Source organism: Nonomuraea sp. NPDC050394 (assembly GCF_044459065.1).
Taxonomy (GTDB): domain Bacteria; phylum Actinomycetota; class Actinomycetes; order Streptosporangiales; family Streptosporangiaceae; genus Nonomuraea.
On the sequence record NZ_JBITIO010000006.1, the window covers coordinates 410,006 to 423,687 of the forward strand.

General features: G+C 72.4%; 14 protein-coding genes. 8 read left to right on the forward strand and 6 right to left on the reverse strand.

Annotation, left to right across the window (positions count from 1 at the left end; translation table 11 throughout):
- Nucleotides 1–36 precede the first annotated feature (36 nt).
- Nucleotides 37–909: a LysR family transcriptional regulator gene (locus tag ACIBKY_RS25730; RefSeq protein WP_397100161.1), complete on the forward strand. Its 873-nt coding sequence runs from the start codon at nt 37–39 to the stop codon at nt 907–909.
- 69 nt (nt 910–978) lie between these two features.
- Nucleotides 979–2,052, forward strand: coding sequence for a tartrate dehydrogenase (locus ACIBKY_RS25735; RefSeq protein WP_397100163.1), 1,074 nt, complete (start codon nt 979–981; stop codon nt 2,050–2,052).
- A gap of 20 nt (nt 2,053–2,072) precedes the next feature.
- Here ACIBKY_RS25735 and ACIBKY_RS25740 read toward each other — a convergent pair whose 3' ends face one another.
- Nucleotides 2,073–5,213, reverse strand: coding sequence for a choice-of-anchor P family protein (locus ACIBKY_RS25740; RefSeq protein ID WP_397100164.1), 3,141 nt, complete (start codon nt 5,211–5,213; stop codon nt 2,073–2,075).
- A gap of 85 nt (nt 5,214–5,298) precedes the next feature.
- Complete coding sequence (locus ACIBKY_RS25745) at nt 5,299–6,264, reverse strand: LysR family transcriptional regulator (protein ID WP_397100166.1); 966 nt, start codon at nt 6,262–6,264, stop codon at nt 5,299–5,301.
- Between the two features lie 92 nt (nt 6,265–6,356).
- Between ACIBKY_RS25745 and ACIBKY_RS25750 the strand changes: the two genes are divergently transcribed.
- The 4 genes from ACIBKY_RS25750 (at nt 6,357) to ACIBKY_RS25765 (ending at nt 9,469) form a co-directional block, all read left to right on the forward strand.
- A complete protein-coding gene (locus tag ACIBKY_RS25750; RefSeq protein ID WP_397100168.1) occupies nt 6,357–7,565 on the forward strand; it encodes an MFS transporter in 1,209 nt (402 codons plus the stop codon).
- Nucleotides 7,562–8,368, forward strand: a complete 807-nt coding sequence (locus tag ACIBKY_RS25755) for an alpha/beta fold hydrolase (protein WP_397100170.1) — start codon at nt 7,562–7,564, stop codon at nt 8,366–8,368. The genes ACIBKY_RS25750 and ACIBKY_RS25755 overlap by 4 nt, the downstream gene beginning before the upstream one ends.
- A gap of 141 nt (nt 8,369–8,509) precedes the next feature.
- Nucleotides 8,510–9,163 (forward strand): M23 family metallopeptidase, encoded by a 654-nt coding sequence (locus ACIBKY_RS25760; RefSeq protein WP_397100172.1) that lies wholly within the window; start codon nt 8,510–8,512, stop codon nt 9,161–9,163.
- A gap of 75 nt (nt 9,164–9,238) precedes the next feature.
- The gene (locus ACIBKY_RS25765) at nt 9,239–9,469 is read left to right on the forward strand and encodes a hypothetical protein (protein WP_397100174.1); all 231 of its coding nucleotides are present in this window, start codon (nt 9,239–9,241) and stop codon (nt 9,467–9,469) included.
- Here the strand turns inward: ACIBKY_RS25765 and ACIBKY_RS25770 are convergent.
- Both ACIBKY_RS25770 and ACIBKY_RS25775 read right to left on the reverse strand, forming a co-directional pair.
- Complete coding sequence (locus tag ACIBKY_RS25770; protein ID WP_397100176.1) at nt 9,466–10,119, reverse strand: response regulator; 654 nt, start codon at nt 10,117–10,119, stop codon at nt 9,466–9,468. The two genes, ACIBKY_RS25765 and ACIBKY_RS25770, sit on opposite strands and share 4 nt — an antisense overlap.
- Nucleotides 10,116–11,216: a sensor histidine kinase gene (locus ACIBKY_RS25775; RefSeq protein ID WP_397100178.1), complete on the reverse strand. Its 1,101-nt coding sequence runs from the start codon at nt 11,214–11,216 to the stop codon at nt 10,116–10,118. The genes ACIBKY_RS25770 and ACIBKY_RS25775 overlap by 4 nt, the downstream gene beginning before the upstream one ends.
- Before the next feature lie 112 nt (nt 11,217–11,328).
- Between ACIBKY_RS25775 and ACIBKY_RS25780 the strand changes: the two genes are divergently transcribed.
- Nucleotides 11,329–12,318 (forward strand): DUF418 domain-containing protein, encoded by a 990-nt coding sequence (locus ACIBKY_RS25780; RefSeq protein ID WP_397100180.1) that lies wholly within the window; start codon nt 11,329–11,331, stop codon nt 12,316–12,318.
- Nucleotides 12,319–12,326: 8 nt separating this feature from the next.
- On the opposite strand, the gene ACIBKY_RS25785 is transcribed toward ACIBKY_RS25780, so the two are convergent.
- Complete coding sequence (locus tag ACIBKY_RS25785; protein ID WP_397100182.1) at nt 12,327–12,845, reverse strand: GNAT family N-acetyltransferase; 519 nt, start codon at nt 12,843–12,845, stop codon at nt 12,327–12,329.
- A gap of 80 nt (nt 12,846–12,925) precedes the next feature.
- Nucleotides 12,926–13,135: a hypothetical protein gene (locus tag ACIBKY_RS25790; RefSeq protein WP_397100184.1), complete on the reverse strand. Its 210-nt coding sequence runs from the start codon at nt 13,133–13,135 to the stop codon at nt 12,926–12,928.
- A 54-nt stretch (nt 13,136–13,189) separates the two neighbouring features.
- On the opposite strand from ACIBKY_RS25790, the gene ACIBKY_RS25795 reads away from it, so the two are divergent.
- Complete coding sequence (locus ACIBKY_RS25795) at nt 13,190–13,681, forward strand: SMI1/KNR4 family protein (RefSeq protein ID WP_397100185.1); 492 nt, start codon at nt 13,190–13,192, stop codon at nt 13,679–13,681.
- Nucleotide 13,682: the final 1 nt, after the last annotated feature.

The following is a 13,682-nucleotide window of genomic DNA, read 5'->3' on the forward strand; positions in this document are numbered from 1 at the left end:
AGGCAGCGCCTATGGAACCGGGGTGAGGAGACGGACGTGGACGCTCGCCAGCTCGCCTACTTCCTCGCCGTCGTCGACCACGGCGGCGTACAGCGCGCGGCCGAGGAGCTGTGGGTGGCCCAGCCCTCGGTCTCCCAGGCGATCAAGAAACTGGAGCGCGGCCTGGGCACCCCGCTGTTTCGCCGGTACGGCCGCCGCCTCGTGCTCACCCCCGCCGGCGAGGCCCTGGTCACCCCGGCCCGCCAGGTCACCCGCTGGCTGGCGGCGGCGGACGAGAGCGTGGCCGCGGTGGAACGCCTGCTGGCCGGGACTCTCACCATCGCCGCCATGCCCAGCCAGGCGGTCAGCCCGCTGACCGAACTGGTGGCCGCCTTCCGCCGCCTGCATCCGGGCGTGCAGGTGTCGGTACGGGCCGCCGACCGCCCGGCCGACGTCGCCGCGGCCCTGCGGACCGGGGCCGCGGAACTCGGCCTCATCGCCACGCTCGGACGCCCCGGCCCCGACCCCGAGTTGGTCGTGCACCCGGTGGACGAGCAGCCGTTCGTCCTGGTCGCGCCGGACGCCGCCGACCTGCCCGAGGGCGACGACCCCGTCGCGCCCGCGCTGCTGGGCGGCGCCCGGCTCATCGTCGGCCAGCCCGGAACCGGGATGCGCAGGGCCGCCGACCAGATCCTGGCCGCCGCGCCCGGGGCCGCGATCGCCGTGGAGATGGAGCACCGCGAGGCGCTGCTGCCGCTGGTCCTTGCCGGAGTCGGCATCGCCGTGGTCGCGGCCTCGTGGCGGCGCCTGGCCGAGCCGATGGGGCTGGTCGTGCGCGACCTGGCGCTGGAGGAGGTGCTGCACGTCTCGCTGGTGCACCGCACCGAGCCGGTCAGCGCGCTGGCCCGCGCCTTCGTCGCGGCGATATAGCGAACGCCTATAGGACGGCCACGATCCTCGTCTTGGACCGCGGCCCGCCGGTTGCGGCTCAATGGCGCCATGACCTCCCACCGCATCGCCCTCATCCCCGGCGACGGGATCGGCATCGAGGTGCTGCCCGCCGCGACCGCCGTACTCGACGCAGCCGGCCGCAGGCACGGCTTCACGCTGGGCTACGACACCTTCGACTGGTCGTGCGAACGCCACGAGCGTGAGGGCGCGATGATGCCGGCCGGCGGCCTGGACCGCATCCGTCACCACGACGCCATCCTGCTCGGCGCCGTCGGGCGGCCTGGCGTGCCGGACCACGTGTCCTTGTGGGGACTGCTGATCCCGATCCGCCGGACCTTCCGCCAGTACGTCAACCTGCGCCCCATCACCACCCTGGACGGCGTGGCGGGACCGCTGCGCGCCGCGGAGGGCGTGGACCTCGTCGTGGTGCGCGAGAACGTCGAAGGCGAGTACTCCGAGATCGGCGGCCGGCTCAACCGCGGCTTCCCCGAGGAGATGGCGGTCCAGGAGTCGGTGTTCACCAGGGCGGGCGTCACCCGGGTGGTGGACTACGCCTTCGACCTGGCCGCCCGCCGCCGCGGTGTCCTGACCTCGGCCACCAAGTCCAACGGCATCATCCACACCATGCCCTTCTGGGACGAACTCATCAGGGAACGCGCGCGGCCCGAGGTGTCCTGGAACCAGGAGCACATCGACGCGCTCGCCGCGAAGATCGTCCTGAGGCCGCGGGAGTTCGACGTCATCGTGGCCTCCAACCTGTTCGGCGACATCCTGAGCGACCTGGCCGCGGCCGTCGCCGGCGGCATCGGCCTGGCCCCGGCCGCCAACCTCAACCCGGAGCGCGACTTCCCGTCCATGTTCGAGCCGGTGCACGGCTCGGCCCCCGACATCGCGGGGACCGGCGTCGCGAACCCCGTCGGCGCCCTCTGGTCGGCCGCCATGATGCTCGACCACCTGGGCCACGCCGAGGCCGGTGACGAGGTGCGCGCCGCCTTCCGCGCGGTCCTCTCCGAGACCCCGGTACGCACCCCGGACCTGGGCGGCGCCGCCACGACCAAGGAGTTCACCGCCGAGGTGCTGAACCGCCTCGGCACGGGAGGAGGCCGCCCACGCCAGGCGTGAGCGGCCTCCCGATCAGAGGGTCACGGACAGTTGTGCACGCCGCTCCTGGCGGAGGAGACCACCACGTCGGCCAGCGCCGGGGCGCTCACGTGGACGGCGTTGACCAGCATCCCGGCGGACGTGCCCGCCACCGGCCGCTGCTCGTTCAGCGTGATCGTCGCCACGCCCGCCCGGATGACGGTGTTGGGCGCGATCGAGCCGACCGGGTGCGACACCCCGCCGATGGTCAGCGAGCCGAGCGTCGTCGTGCCGCTCGCGCTCGCGGTGTACGTCCCGAGCGCGCACGTGCTCGTCGAGGTGGCCCGCACCCCGGCGACCTTGATGACCGGCAGGCCGGGCAGCCCGATGGACACCTCGTCGGCCGTCGCCTGCCCCGTGGAACTGCCCAGGCCGGTGACCACCCCGGCCTTGAGCGCCTTGGCGTTGACCAGCGCGAGCGAGATCGCGGCCGTCGTCTTCTCGGTCGTGGACCTGGCCGAGGTGGACACCTCGCCGGTGTCGGCCAGGACCGTCTGCGGCAGCAGGATCGGCTTGACCGACAACGCGTGGGAACGGCCGGTGTAGTAGAGCAGCTTGGCCGTGCCGGAGGCGTTCGACGGCAGGTAGCACGCGTCGCCGGTGAAGCTCGCCTTGATCGCGACGCTCGTCGCGGTGGCCGGCTGGGCGACACTGGCGATCACGCAGCTCGCCACGCCCGCGGTGTCCGTGCGCGCCTGGCACGACTGCGCCGCCGGGCCCGTGCCGAGGGTCAGCGTCACGGGCCGGTCCTTGACCGGACGGTCCGCGGCGTCGGTGAGCGTGGCCTTCAGGGTGGCCGGGGCGTCGTTGGCGACGTTGGCCGGGCCGTTCACCTTCAGGCCCGTCTTGACCAGCACGTGGGTCTCGGCCTTGGCGGTGTCGTTGGCCGCGTTCGGGTCGGGACCGGCGAGGTTGTCGATCACCGCTGTCGCGGTGATCGTGCACTCCTCGCCGCTGTGCACGACGTCGTCCTGAACCTTCGCGCGGATCGTGATCTGCCGCGAGGTGCCTCTGGTCAGTTCGCCGAGATGGCAGGTGACCTTGGCGGCGTCGCGCACGCACGGGCCGGTGCTGTCGGTGAAGGTGACCTCGGGGGGCAGCGTGGTGGTGACCTCGACCGAGCTGGCCGGGTTGGGGCCCTCGTTGGTGGCCTTCACCGTCCAGGTCAGGGTCTCGCCGCCGCGCACCGGGTCGGGGCTGGCGGAGATGGCGACGCCGACGTCGGTCGTGTTGACCGCCTCCCAGTTGTCCTTCAGCTGATCGAGGGTGGGCAGTTGCTCCGGGACCGGTTCGGCCACGACGGGCAGGTCGGCTCCACGGCGCAGTCCGCCCGCGAAGCCGGGGAACGGGATCGAGGTCGCCACCCTGGCCCAGTCGTCGAAGCCGGTCAGCGTGTCGGTGCTGCTGGTGTTGGTGGCGCAGTCGGCCGGGTCCCTGGCGCCGGTGACCGGGTCCGGCGGGCCGGCGGTGTTGATGTTGACGGCGGGGTTGACCGGGTTGTCGTCTTCGTCGCCGTCGTCGTTCCAGTCCGGGTCGACGTTGACGTCCTCGGTGACCTTCGCGCCCTGGACGCCGGGGACGCCCGGGCTCTGGTCGCGGCCGTTGACGAAGATGAACCGGTTCTCGTTGTCGTCGGCGTCCAGGAGCCGCTCGTCGAGCGAGTTCTCGGTCAGCGTGCGTAGCACCTTGCCGCGCGAGGTGCCGTCCAGCGCCAGGCGGGGCGGCGAGAAGTCCACGATCCGGCCGCCTCCGACGCGCGGGATGCCGAACTGCAGGTCGTAGTTCATGGCGCTGACGTAGTTCGGCTTGCAGTTGACGGTGACGTCGCCGCCGTGCTCCAGCCCCAGCGTGTGGCCGAGCTCGTGCAGCAGCGTGCCGCCGTCGTGGTTGTAGTCGACGAAGAACCGGTTGTTGGTGCTGGCCTGGCCGCCGATGTTGCAGGTGGCCGCCTCGGCTGTGCTGATCGCGTAGCGGAAGACGCCGCGCCGTACCGCCGCGAAGTTGTTGGTGTTGCCGGCGGCGGCGTTGAAGGCGGCGTCGATGCCGCAGTTGTTCAGCGCGCCGACCATGCCGCCGCCGCCGAGGTCGTCGCCGACCAGGCAGGCCGGGTTGGCCGTGTCGGCGGCGGTGCACCGGCCGCCGGGGGAGGGGTCCTCGGCGCTGGCGTCGATGAACAGGCAGTCGGGGTCGGCGCCGTCACGCTGCCCGTCCAGGCCGTTGTCCTGGTCGTCGAAGCACGTGCCGGGCTGTTGCTGGCGGCGTACCGTCAGGTCGACCAGGTTGCCGGTGTCCACCCACAGGTTGATGCCGCGCGAGCCGTCCGGATTGGGGATCGGCGCGGACTTCATGGCGTTCTTCATCGCCTGGATGTCGACGCGGGTGGGCGCCTCGCCGGCCGTGTAGTCGAGCTCCAGGAAGAGGTCCTTGCGCAGGGGGTTCGCGCCGAACCGCTTCAGGTCCAGCGCCATCGAGCCGTTGGGGTTGCGGATGCCGTGGATCTCGGCCAGGTCGGTCAGGCCGTCGCCGTCGCTGTCGGTGCTGGAGCCGATGGCCGAGGAGATCGTGAAGCCGATCCTCGTCTTGGCGCCGTCGTTCTCCTCGGGGTAGTCGAAGTCGCCGTTGCCCTCGGCGCAGGTGTGGCCTTTCGGCACGCCGTCGCGCAGGCAGGGGGTGCCGACCGCGAGGTTGTCGCCGGAGAAGGTGGCGTTGACGATGTCGAACTCGAGGTCGAGCGTGAGGTCGCGCTCGTTCTTGCTGAGGTCCATCTGGTCGTCGCCGAAGTTGGTGCCGTCGTCGTAGTCCCAGATCTCGATGGCCAGGTCCACCGTCGTGTCGTTGCCCTGCAGGTCCACGACCTTGCTGAACACCCAGCCGTTGGGAGCCTCGGGCAGCCCCAGGGGCTCGAACTCGTCGTCCTCGATGCGCGGGCCGCGGGGGAAGCGCTCGCCGGCGATCGTGGCCACGGGGTAGTAGTCGCCGTCGCCGGAGGCGTCGTCGGGGTTGTCGATCTGTTTGAGGTAGTCGATCCTGACCGTGACCGTGACCTGGGTGGCCGCCGACGCGCTCCCGGTCAGCGCCACCATCAGGGCGGCGACCAGGACGCCGATCAGGGCGACGGATCTGCCGCGTGGTAAGAGTGCCATGATGTACCGCTCCAGAGAGATTCACAGGGGAATGTCCCTCTGACTGTCGGGGGCATCACGTCCGGAAACATGAGTAACCCCGTACTCAGAGCGGGTTGCGCAAGGGCTGGGCGGGCAGGCTCGCCTCCGGTTCCGGCAACCAGGCGTCGCCGGGCGGGGCCAGCCAGTCATCGGCCGTGGCCAGCTCGTCCACGGCCTCGCGCAGGGCGCGCAGGCCCGGATGGTCGCCGTCGGAACGCCAGATCATCATCCACGGAAACACCGCGACCGGATCCACGAGCGGTCGCAGCACCGCGCCCGGAATGTCAGGTTGCGTGGTCAACGTGAGGATGGGCGCGTCACGGTCGCGGATGTGCTGCGCGAGCTCGTCGCCGCCCCGCACGTGCGGGTGGGCGAGCGCGGGGTCCACGCCGAAGGGCGCGAGCAACTGCAGCAGCGCGTGCTCCCACCCGGGCGTCGCGTGGTCGCCCGCGCGGATGCACGGGTTGGTGCCGCGCAACGACTCCAGCGGTACGGCCGGCAGCTCGGCCAGCGGATGCCGCTCGGGCACCAGCACCGCGATGCGCTCGTGGCGGACAGGGCACTGCCGTACCCCGTCCAGCAGGCCGGGGCTGCGGCCGAACGTGACGTCGAGCCGCCCGTCGAGCAACAGCGGCACCGCGGCCTCCGCGCCGCTGTGAAAGCGGGCGAAGAACTCCACCCCCGGCGCCCGCCCGCGCGCCGCGGCCAGCACCAGCGCGGGCGTGAGGCCGGAGCCGACCACGTCGACGGTCAGCGACCGGGGCTGGCCGCGCAGTTCGATCATGGTCGCGTCGAACAGCCCCAGGATCTCCCGCGCCCGCGTCAGCAGCAACCGGCCCTCCGCCGTGAGCGTGACCTTGCGGGTCGTGCGCTCCAGCAGCCGGCGTCCCACCCGGTCCTCCAGCCGCCTGACGTCGCGGCTGAGCGCCTGCTGTGCCACGAACAGGCGCTGGGCGGCCCGGCTGAAGTGCAACTCCTCGGCCACGGCCACGTAGTGGCGCAACAGCCGGATCTCCACGTCGTCTGGCACTCCTCCTTCCTACCCGATTAACGCAGATGGCGCGTGAATCGCCTTCGAACAGGTGTTGGACCCCAGGCGAGGGCCGCCGCCAGGATCGAGGCATGGCGGGACGAGGAACGATCATGATGGCCTATGGGCTGACCGGTGTGATGAACGCGCTGTGGGGCGCCACGCTCCCGGCCACCGACGCCCGCCTGGAACTCGGGCCGGGACGGCTCGGCGGGCTGCTGATGGCGCTGGCCGTCGGCGCCCTCGTGGCCATGCCGGTGGCGGGACGGCTGGCCGAGCGGTGGACCGGGCGGCGCCTGCTCCGGATCTGCGCTCCCGCGGCGGCGCTCGGGCTGGCCGGCCCGGCGCTGGCCGCGACCGCCGGGACCCTGATGATCTCGGCGGTCGTGCTCGGCATGCTGTTCGGGCTGCTCAACGTGGCCCTGAGCCTGCAGGCGGCGACAGTGGAGCGTTCCCTCGCCCGGCCGATCATGAGCACGGTGCACGGGACGTGGACGCTCGGGGCCGTGGCGGGCGGCGCGGTCATCACCGCGGCCCTGCGGGCCGGGGTGGACGTGCGGGTGCTGATGGGCACGGGCGCGATCATCCTTGCCGTGGCATTGCTGGGGGTCAAAGGCATCCCGGAGCCTCCGGTGCGTCTCGTCCCCCGGCCCGCCGGGCAGGCGCGGCCGGCTCCGCCGCGGCCCGGGGTGATGGTGATGCTGGGCGTGGTCGGCGCGGCGGCCTTCATCACCGAGGGCGCCGCCACCGACTGGGCCGGGGTGCACGCCACCCGCGTCCTGGGCGCCGACCCCGCCACCGGCTCGCTCGTGTACACCGTCTTCTTCGTCGCGATGACGCTCGTCCGCTTCGCCGGCGACGCGCTGCGCACCCGGCTCGGCGTCCGCACCACGATCCGGCTGTGCGGCGCGACCGCCACCGCCGGTTACGGCCTCGTCCTGCTCGCCGGCGCCCTGCCCTTCGGCACGGCGGCACGGGTGGGCTGCGCCATGGCCGGCTGGGCGCTGGCCGGGGCCGGCATGGCCGTGGTCTGGCCGATCGTGGCCAGCCTGCTCGGCGCCGCCGACGGGGCGGCCCGCCGCCTGTCGGCGGTCACCACGATCAGCTACGGCGGCGGCCTCGTCGGACCCGCCCTCATCGGCTACGTCGCCACGACGGCGACGCTGCCCCTCGCCCTGGTGATCCCGGCGGCGCTCGCGCTGCTCGTGGCCATCGCCGCACCACCCCTGCTGAACGCGATCTCCGCGTCGGCGACCCACCACCGGCCCATCGGGGCCACCGCATCCAGGAGGACATCATGACCGTCGCCACTCTCGACATCCCGGGCGCCCGCCTGCACTTCGAGGTACGCGGCCAGGGCCCGCTCATCGCCCTCGTCGGCGCTCCGATGGACGCCGACTCCTTCGCCCCGCTGGCCGACCTGCTGGCCACCGACCACACCGTGCTCACCGCCGACCCGCGCGGCATCAAGCGCAGCCTCCTGGACGATCCCGCCCAGGATTCCACGCCGGCGCTGCGCGCCGCCGACCTGTCGCGCCTGCTGGCGCGCGTGGACGCCGGTCCCGCCGTGGTCTTCGGCTCCAGCGGCGGCGCGATGACCGCCCTCGCCCTCGCCCAGACCCACCCGGAGCAGCTGCGCGCGGTCATCGCCCACGAGCCCCCGCTCGTCGAACTCCTGGAGGACCGCGACAAGCTCCACACCCAGACCGACGAGCTCATCGCCACCTACCTCGGCGGCGACACGGTCGGCGCGTGGGCGAAGTTCATGGCGCAGGCCAACATCGCAGTGCCGGACGGCGCGCTGGAGATGATGTTCGGCGGCGAGCGCGACCCGCAGCACGTGATCGACGAGCGTCGCTGGTTCGCCCACGAACTGCACGGCACCACCCACTGGGTGCCCGACCTGGACCGGCTGCGCGCGGTCCCGCGCCTCGTGATCGGCATCGGCGAGGAGTCGGCCGGGCAGCTGTGCGACCGTGCCTCCCGCGCCCTGGGGGCCGCCCTGGGCATCGAGCCGGTCGTGTTCCCCGGCGACCACACCGGCTTCGCCGACGACCCCGGCGGCTTCGACCCCGCCCTGCGCGCCGTCCTGTCCCACCTCTGACCTTCCGCGAATATTCTGTAAACCCGGAAGCTTTCAGGGTCCCCGGATATAACGCATCGACAGGGAATCCAAAGCGCTTATTCATAGTGTCCTTCACCAACGGGAAATCAGCTGGATTTCCCCGGTTTCGAAGGAGCTTCCATGTTTCTGAAATTCGCCGTCGGCGTGGCGGCCGTCCTGGCAGTGGCGGCCCCCGCGCAGGCCTCTGAGCAGCGGACCGAGACCGCTGCCCCGCAGGCGGCCGAGCAGTCGGCCGACCTGCGCAAGACGGTCAAGCGGCCCAAGTTCCAGATGCCTTTCACCTGCAACCAGAAATGGTATGCGGAGGCGTCGACCAGCGATCACAACCCGGCGCTCGACTTCTGGATGGGCGACCACAACACCAACAAGCCCTCGACCAAGGGGCAGTGGGTACGCGCGTCCGCCTCGGGCAAGGTCGTCCTTTCCTACAAGGACAGCCAGGCGGGGCACGTCGTACAGATCAGGCACACGTTCAAGACCGGAAAGGACTGGTTCACGACCTACCTTCACCTGAAGAAGCGCGACGTGAAGAAGGGACAGACGGTGCCGATGGGCAAGAAGATCGGTGAGGTCGGCCGCAGCGGGCCGACCGCCAACGGCGTGTACCACCTGCACTACGAGCAGGCGGCCTCCTACGGGAAGACCGCGGATTGGGGGAACCGGGGCGCGCCGCGCAAGGCCGTCAAGTTCAACAACAAGACCTATACCGGTGTCGGGGAGTCGTGGCAGATCCGCAGCCGTAACACCGGCGCCCAGGACAGCTGCGGCACCTGACCGCCGGCCGGGGGCGGCCGCACCCGCCCCTGCCGGCCGGAGGTTTGGCACAAGCCGTCCGGGCAGATGGACGGCATGGACGAACGAGAGCCCGAAGACCTTCCCGAAGCCGTCGGGCGGGTCAACGGCGAGAGCGACATCCGCGCCGAGCGCGCCGGCGTCGAAGTCCGCGAGACGCGGCGCCCGATACCGGCCGAGCCGATCGACCCCCCGCCCGATCCCGAGCGGAAGGTGCGCGAGGAGCGGCGCGAGGCCGCCGAACAGGACGGCCAGGACGTGGAGCCCGACGCCGAGCCCACCGACTAGGAGCCGTCCATGAGGCGGCTCTCCCAGGCCCAGGCGACGATCTCGACCCGCCCCCGGACTCCGAGCTTGTCCAGGATGCCCGAAACATACCCCTTGACCGTGCTCAGCGACAGGAACAGCTCATCGGCGATCTCCTGGTTGGTACGCCCCTTGGCGATCGCCCGGACGATCTCGGCCTCCCGCGCGGTCAGTGGCTGCTCCGGCACCTCCGCCCTGGCCCGCCCCCCGCGTTCGGCCAGATGGCGCAGCAACCGCAGCGTGATCGACGGCGAGATGAGCGCGTCCCCCGTGTACGCGGCCCGCACCGCCTCCACGAGCAGCTTGGGACCCGCGTCCTTCAGCACGAACCCGGCGGCCCCCAGCCGCAACGCCCCGTAGACGTACTCGTCCAGGTCGAACGTGGTCACCATGACCACCCGCGTCCGCGAGCCGGCCAGCGCGCGGGCCACGCCGATCCCGTCCAGGTTGGGCATCTGGATGTCCACCAGGCAGACGTCCGGCCGCGTCCGGCGCTCCTGCTCGATCGCCTCCACGCCGTCGGCGGCCTCGGCGACCACGATGATGTCGGGCTGGTCCTCCAGAATGATCCGCAGGCTGGCCCTGATCATCTCCTGGTCGTCGGCCAGCAGCACCCGGATGGGCGGCGTCATCGCTGTCCGCCGGTCGGGATGACGGCACGGACGGACCAGCCGGAACCGGGCCGGGGCCCGGCCGCCAGCGTCCCGCCGACCGCTTCGAGGCGCTCGCGCATCCCGATGAGCCCATACCCGGGCCGGCGGTGGCGGCGGCCGCTCGTCCGCGGCGCGTCGTCCTCGACCGCGACGGTCACCGCCCGGTCGTCCTCGCTGATGCCGACGGTGACCGCGCGCGCGTGCGGCGCGTGCCGGGCGACGTTCGTCAGCGACTCCCGCACGATCCGGTACACGGTCCCGCTCACCTCCGGCGGCCAGCCGGACGGTTCCGCGTCCATCCGCAGGTACGCCCGGCGGTCACGGCTCCCGAAGCCCTCGATCAGCTCGCCGAGCTGTTCATGGTCCTCGCCGGCCGGGGCGGCCTCGCGCAGAAGGCCGACCACGCGCCGGGTGGCGGCCAGCGCCGCCGTGCCCGCCGACTCGATTCCGGCCAGGGAGCCTGGAGTCCGGTCCGGATGCCTCGCGGTGACGAGCTGGGCGGCCTGGGCCTGGAGCACGATGCTGGTGATGTGGTGGGCGACGACGTCGTGCAGTTCTCTGGCCAGTTCCAGGCGTTCGGCCTGCCGTACCCGCTCGGCCGCTGCGTGGCGGCGGGCGGCGAGCAGCCGGGGGGCGAGCCCGAGCAGCACGGCGGCCAGCCAGGCCAGGGCGCTCAGCTGCGGCACGGCCGAGCCGGGATCGGCGAGGAAGCCGCCTGCCACCACGGCCAGCCCGGCGGCGGCCACGCCGCCGGCCACGCGGACGGGCAGCGTCCTGACGGCGGTGCCGACCAGCACGGCCAGCGCCAGCGAGGTGGCCGGGCTGGGCTCGGCGGGCAGGGGGACGAGGCGGGTGGCGAGAACGGCGAGCGCGGCGACGGTCAGGCCTGCGACCGCCGTCCACAGCGGGCTGAGCCCGCGCACGAGAGCGAGCACACACACCACGACCGCCACCGCCGCCCCGAACAGCCCATGACCGGGGCCCCAGCTCGCGGCGACCTGGTACGCCTGGAAGGCCACGGCTGCGGCGAACCCGGCACCGAGCCCCGCGGCCTTGAGCTGTTCGCGAACACGCACGTCACCCAGGCTAGGAGAGGAACCCCGCCGGACAGTACCGGCCAAAGGTACTGTCCCTTTCCCTGCTTTCCGCCGATGTGGGGGCCGGTCCCGGCTCGCAGGATGAAGCCTCATGTCACAAGAAACGCTTCCCGCGACGTCCTCCGGCCGGCCGAGGGTCGCCGCGCTCGACGTGCTGCGCGGGTTCGCCCTGTGCGGCATCCTGCTCGCCAACGTCAAGCCGATCGCCCACATGGGCGGCACCGCACCGGCCGATCCGGACGGCGGGCCCTCTCTGCTGGGACTGCTCGTCGACCAGCGCTTCTTCCCGATCTTCTCGCTGCTGTTCGGCGTCGGATTCTCGCTGTTGCTGGAGTCGGCGCGCCGCCACACCCCCCGTCCGCGCGTCCTGCTGCTGCGGCGGCTCCTGGTCCTGGCCGCCATGGGTCTGGCGCACATGTTCCTGCTGTGGCGGGGCGACATCCTGACCATCTACGCCGTCGTCGGCCTCGTGGTACTCCTGCCCTCGACCTGGCTGCCACGCTGGGCCGTAGCGGGGCTGGCGGCCGTCCTCATCGCGACGCCGCTGATCCTCGGCGGCAACGGCGTGCCGCTGGTACCCGGGCTGTTCCTGCTGGGCTCGGCGCTGACGCGCTACGGCGTGATCGACAGGATGGAGCACGCCGTACGCGCTCCGGCCGTCCTGGGGGCGCTGTTCGTGGCGGGGGCGGTGCCCGCCGCGTGGCTGCAGGCCGGGACCGGCTCCAACCTCTGGTTCTCCCTGGCCGGACTGCTGACCGCGGGCGTCTACGTGTGCGGCCTGCTGCTCCTGCTTCGTACGCCGCTGCGGCCGGTGCTGCACAGGGTGTTCGCGCCGCTGGGCAGGATGGCACTGACCAACTACCTGACCGCCACCATGCTCGTCCTGCTGGCCACCTTCGTGCTCGGGGGGTCTCCGGACGAATGGTCATCGGAGATGGTCGTGCTGATCGCGGTAGCCGTACTCGTGCCCCAGTGGGTGGTGTCCACGGTGTGGCTGCGGCGCTTCCGGCAGGGGCCGCTCGAATGGCTCTGGCGATGGGCCACCTGGGCCCGCCGCCCGGCCCTGCACCGCACCCCGTGACCGGCTCGTCAGAGGGCGGGGCCGGGGATGGTCCGATCGAACTCCACCAGGGCGATCGGCGGGCCCTCGCCGAAGTCATGGTCGTGCCGCCTGCCGGTCTCGGCGAAGCCGTGCTTGCCGTAGAAGCGGCGCGCCTGGGCTGAATCCCGGAGCGTCCACAGGTGCACCCGGTCGTAGCCGGCCTCCCGCAGGCGGTCCAAGGTGGCGGTCAGCAGGGCCGCCGCCAGGCCGCTGCCCCAGACGTCCGGGTGGGCGAAGAAGGTGTGGATCTCCGCCAGTCCGGGGCTGGAGGAGGCCCCGGAGCGGGAGAAGGCCCCTGCCCGGTCGTCCAGGAGCGCGAGCAGGATCGGGTCCCCGCCCTCGGCCAGGATGCCGTGCCACTTGGCGCGCCGCTCCTCGATCCCGGCGGCGGCGACCTGCGGCGTGCACAACGGGCCGTGCGAGATGCCCCAGGAAACGGCGTGAATCTCGCCGAGGACGCCGCCGTCGCCGGGCCCCGCCTCGCGGATCGTGATCGTGCTGTGCATGGAGTCGACCCTATGCCGTGGCCTCGGGGGATACGTGCTCGGGGGTCTCCGCCGCCCGGAGGATCGGGCGCGTGCCAGGTTCACGTATCCTGCGGTGCCGCGGCCGGCCATCCGTCCAGCGCGCCGTAGGTGATGAGGGCCAGGGCGTGGTCGACGCCGGGCCGCGCCGGGGTGCCGGGGCGTGGACGCGGGCGGTCGAGCCCCAGCCGTACGGCCCTTGCGGTGTCGTCTCCTCCGGAGCAGGCGAGCAGGGCCAGGTCGATCCCCGCGCCGAAGTCCGCCGCGGTCATGATCCTGCCGTCGCCAGGGCGAAACCGTCGGTGGCGGCTGCCAGGATGGCCGCCATGACCGACGATCTGCTCCGGCGGGTGATCGCCAAGGCGTCCGCGGAAGCCCTTCCGCCCACCGTGACCGCCGACGAACTCGGGCGGGCCGAGCGTGAGCTGGGCTTCCCGCTGCCGCCCCTGCTGCGGCGCCTCTACCTGGAGGTGGCCGACGGTGGCTTCGGGCCCGACTACCAGCTGCTCTCCTTGCGCGAGGCCGTCGCGGCCCGCGAGGAGGAGCCTTGGCCGGTGGGCGTTCTGCCGGTGCTCGACTGGGGCTGCGGGATGTACGCGGCGATCGACTGCGAGCACGCGCGCGCCACGGTGCTGCTGTACGAGCCGAACGGGCTGGGCGGCGACGATGACGGGCATCTCGCCTGGTACGTCGACGCCGACGACCTGACCGGCTGGCTGGAGACCTGGCTGGCGGAAACGGGCTGGTACGAGGAGGACGCGGAGGAGACGGCCGAGATGCCGCACTGGACGCCCGCCCGGGAGCGCCTGAACCGGTGAG

Bases quoted from the DNA above. Each gene is read 5' to 3' on its own strand.
- ACIBKY_RS25735 (WP_397100163.1), top strand. From the start codon at position 979: ATGACCTCCCACCGCATCGCCCTCATCCCCGGCGACGGGATCGGCATC.
- ACIBKY_RS25740 (WP_397100164.1), bottom strand. From the start codon at position 5,213: ATGGCACTCTTACCACGCGGCAGATCCGTCGCCCTGATCGGCGTCCTG.
- ACIBKY_RS25750 (WP_397100168.1), top strand. From the start codon at position 6,357: ATGGCGGGACGAGGAACGATCATGATGGCCTATGGGCTGACCGGTGTG.
- ACIBKY_RS25755 (WP_397100170.1), top strand. From the start codon at position 7,562: ATGACCGTCGCCACTCTCGACATCCCGGGCGCCCGCCTGCACTTCGAG.
- ACIBKY_RS25760 (WP_397100172.1), top strand. From the start codon at position 8,510: ATGTTTCTGAAATTCGCCGTCGGCGTGGCGGCCGTCCTGGCAGTGGCG.
- ACIBKY_RS25765 (WP_397100174.1), top strand. From the start codon at position 9,239: ATGGACGAACGAGAGCCCGAAGACCTTCCCGAAGCCGTCGGGCGGGTC.
- ACIBKY_RS25770 (WP_397100176.1), bottom strand. From the start codon at position 10,119: ATGACGCCGCCCATCCGGGTGCTGCTGGCCGACGACCAGGAGATGATC.
- ACIBKY_RS25780 (WP_397100180.1), top strand. From the start codon at position 11,329: ATGTCACAAGAAACGCTTCCCGCGACGTCCTCCGGCCGGCCGAGGGTC.
- ACIBKY_RS25785 (WP_397100182.1), bottom strand. From the start codon at position 12,845: ATGCACAGCACGATCACGATCCGCGAGGCGGGGCCCGGCGACGGCGGC.
- ACIBKY_RS25790 (WP_397100184.1), bottom strand. From the start codon at position 13,135: ATGACCGCGGCGGACTTCGGCGCGGGGATCGACCTGGCCCTGCTCGCC.
- ACIBKY_RS25795 (WP_397100185.1), top strand. From the start codon at position 13,190: ATGACCGACGATCTGCTCCGGCGGGTGATCGCCAAGGCGTCCGCGGAA.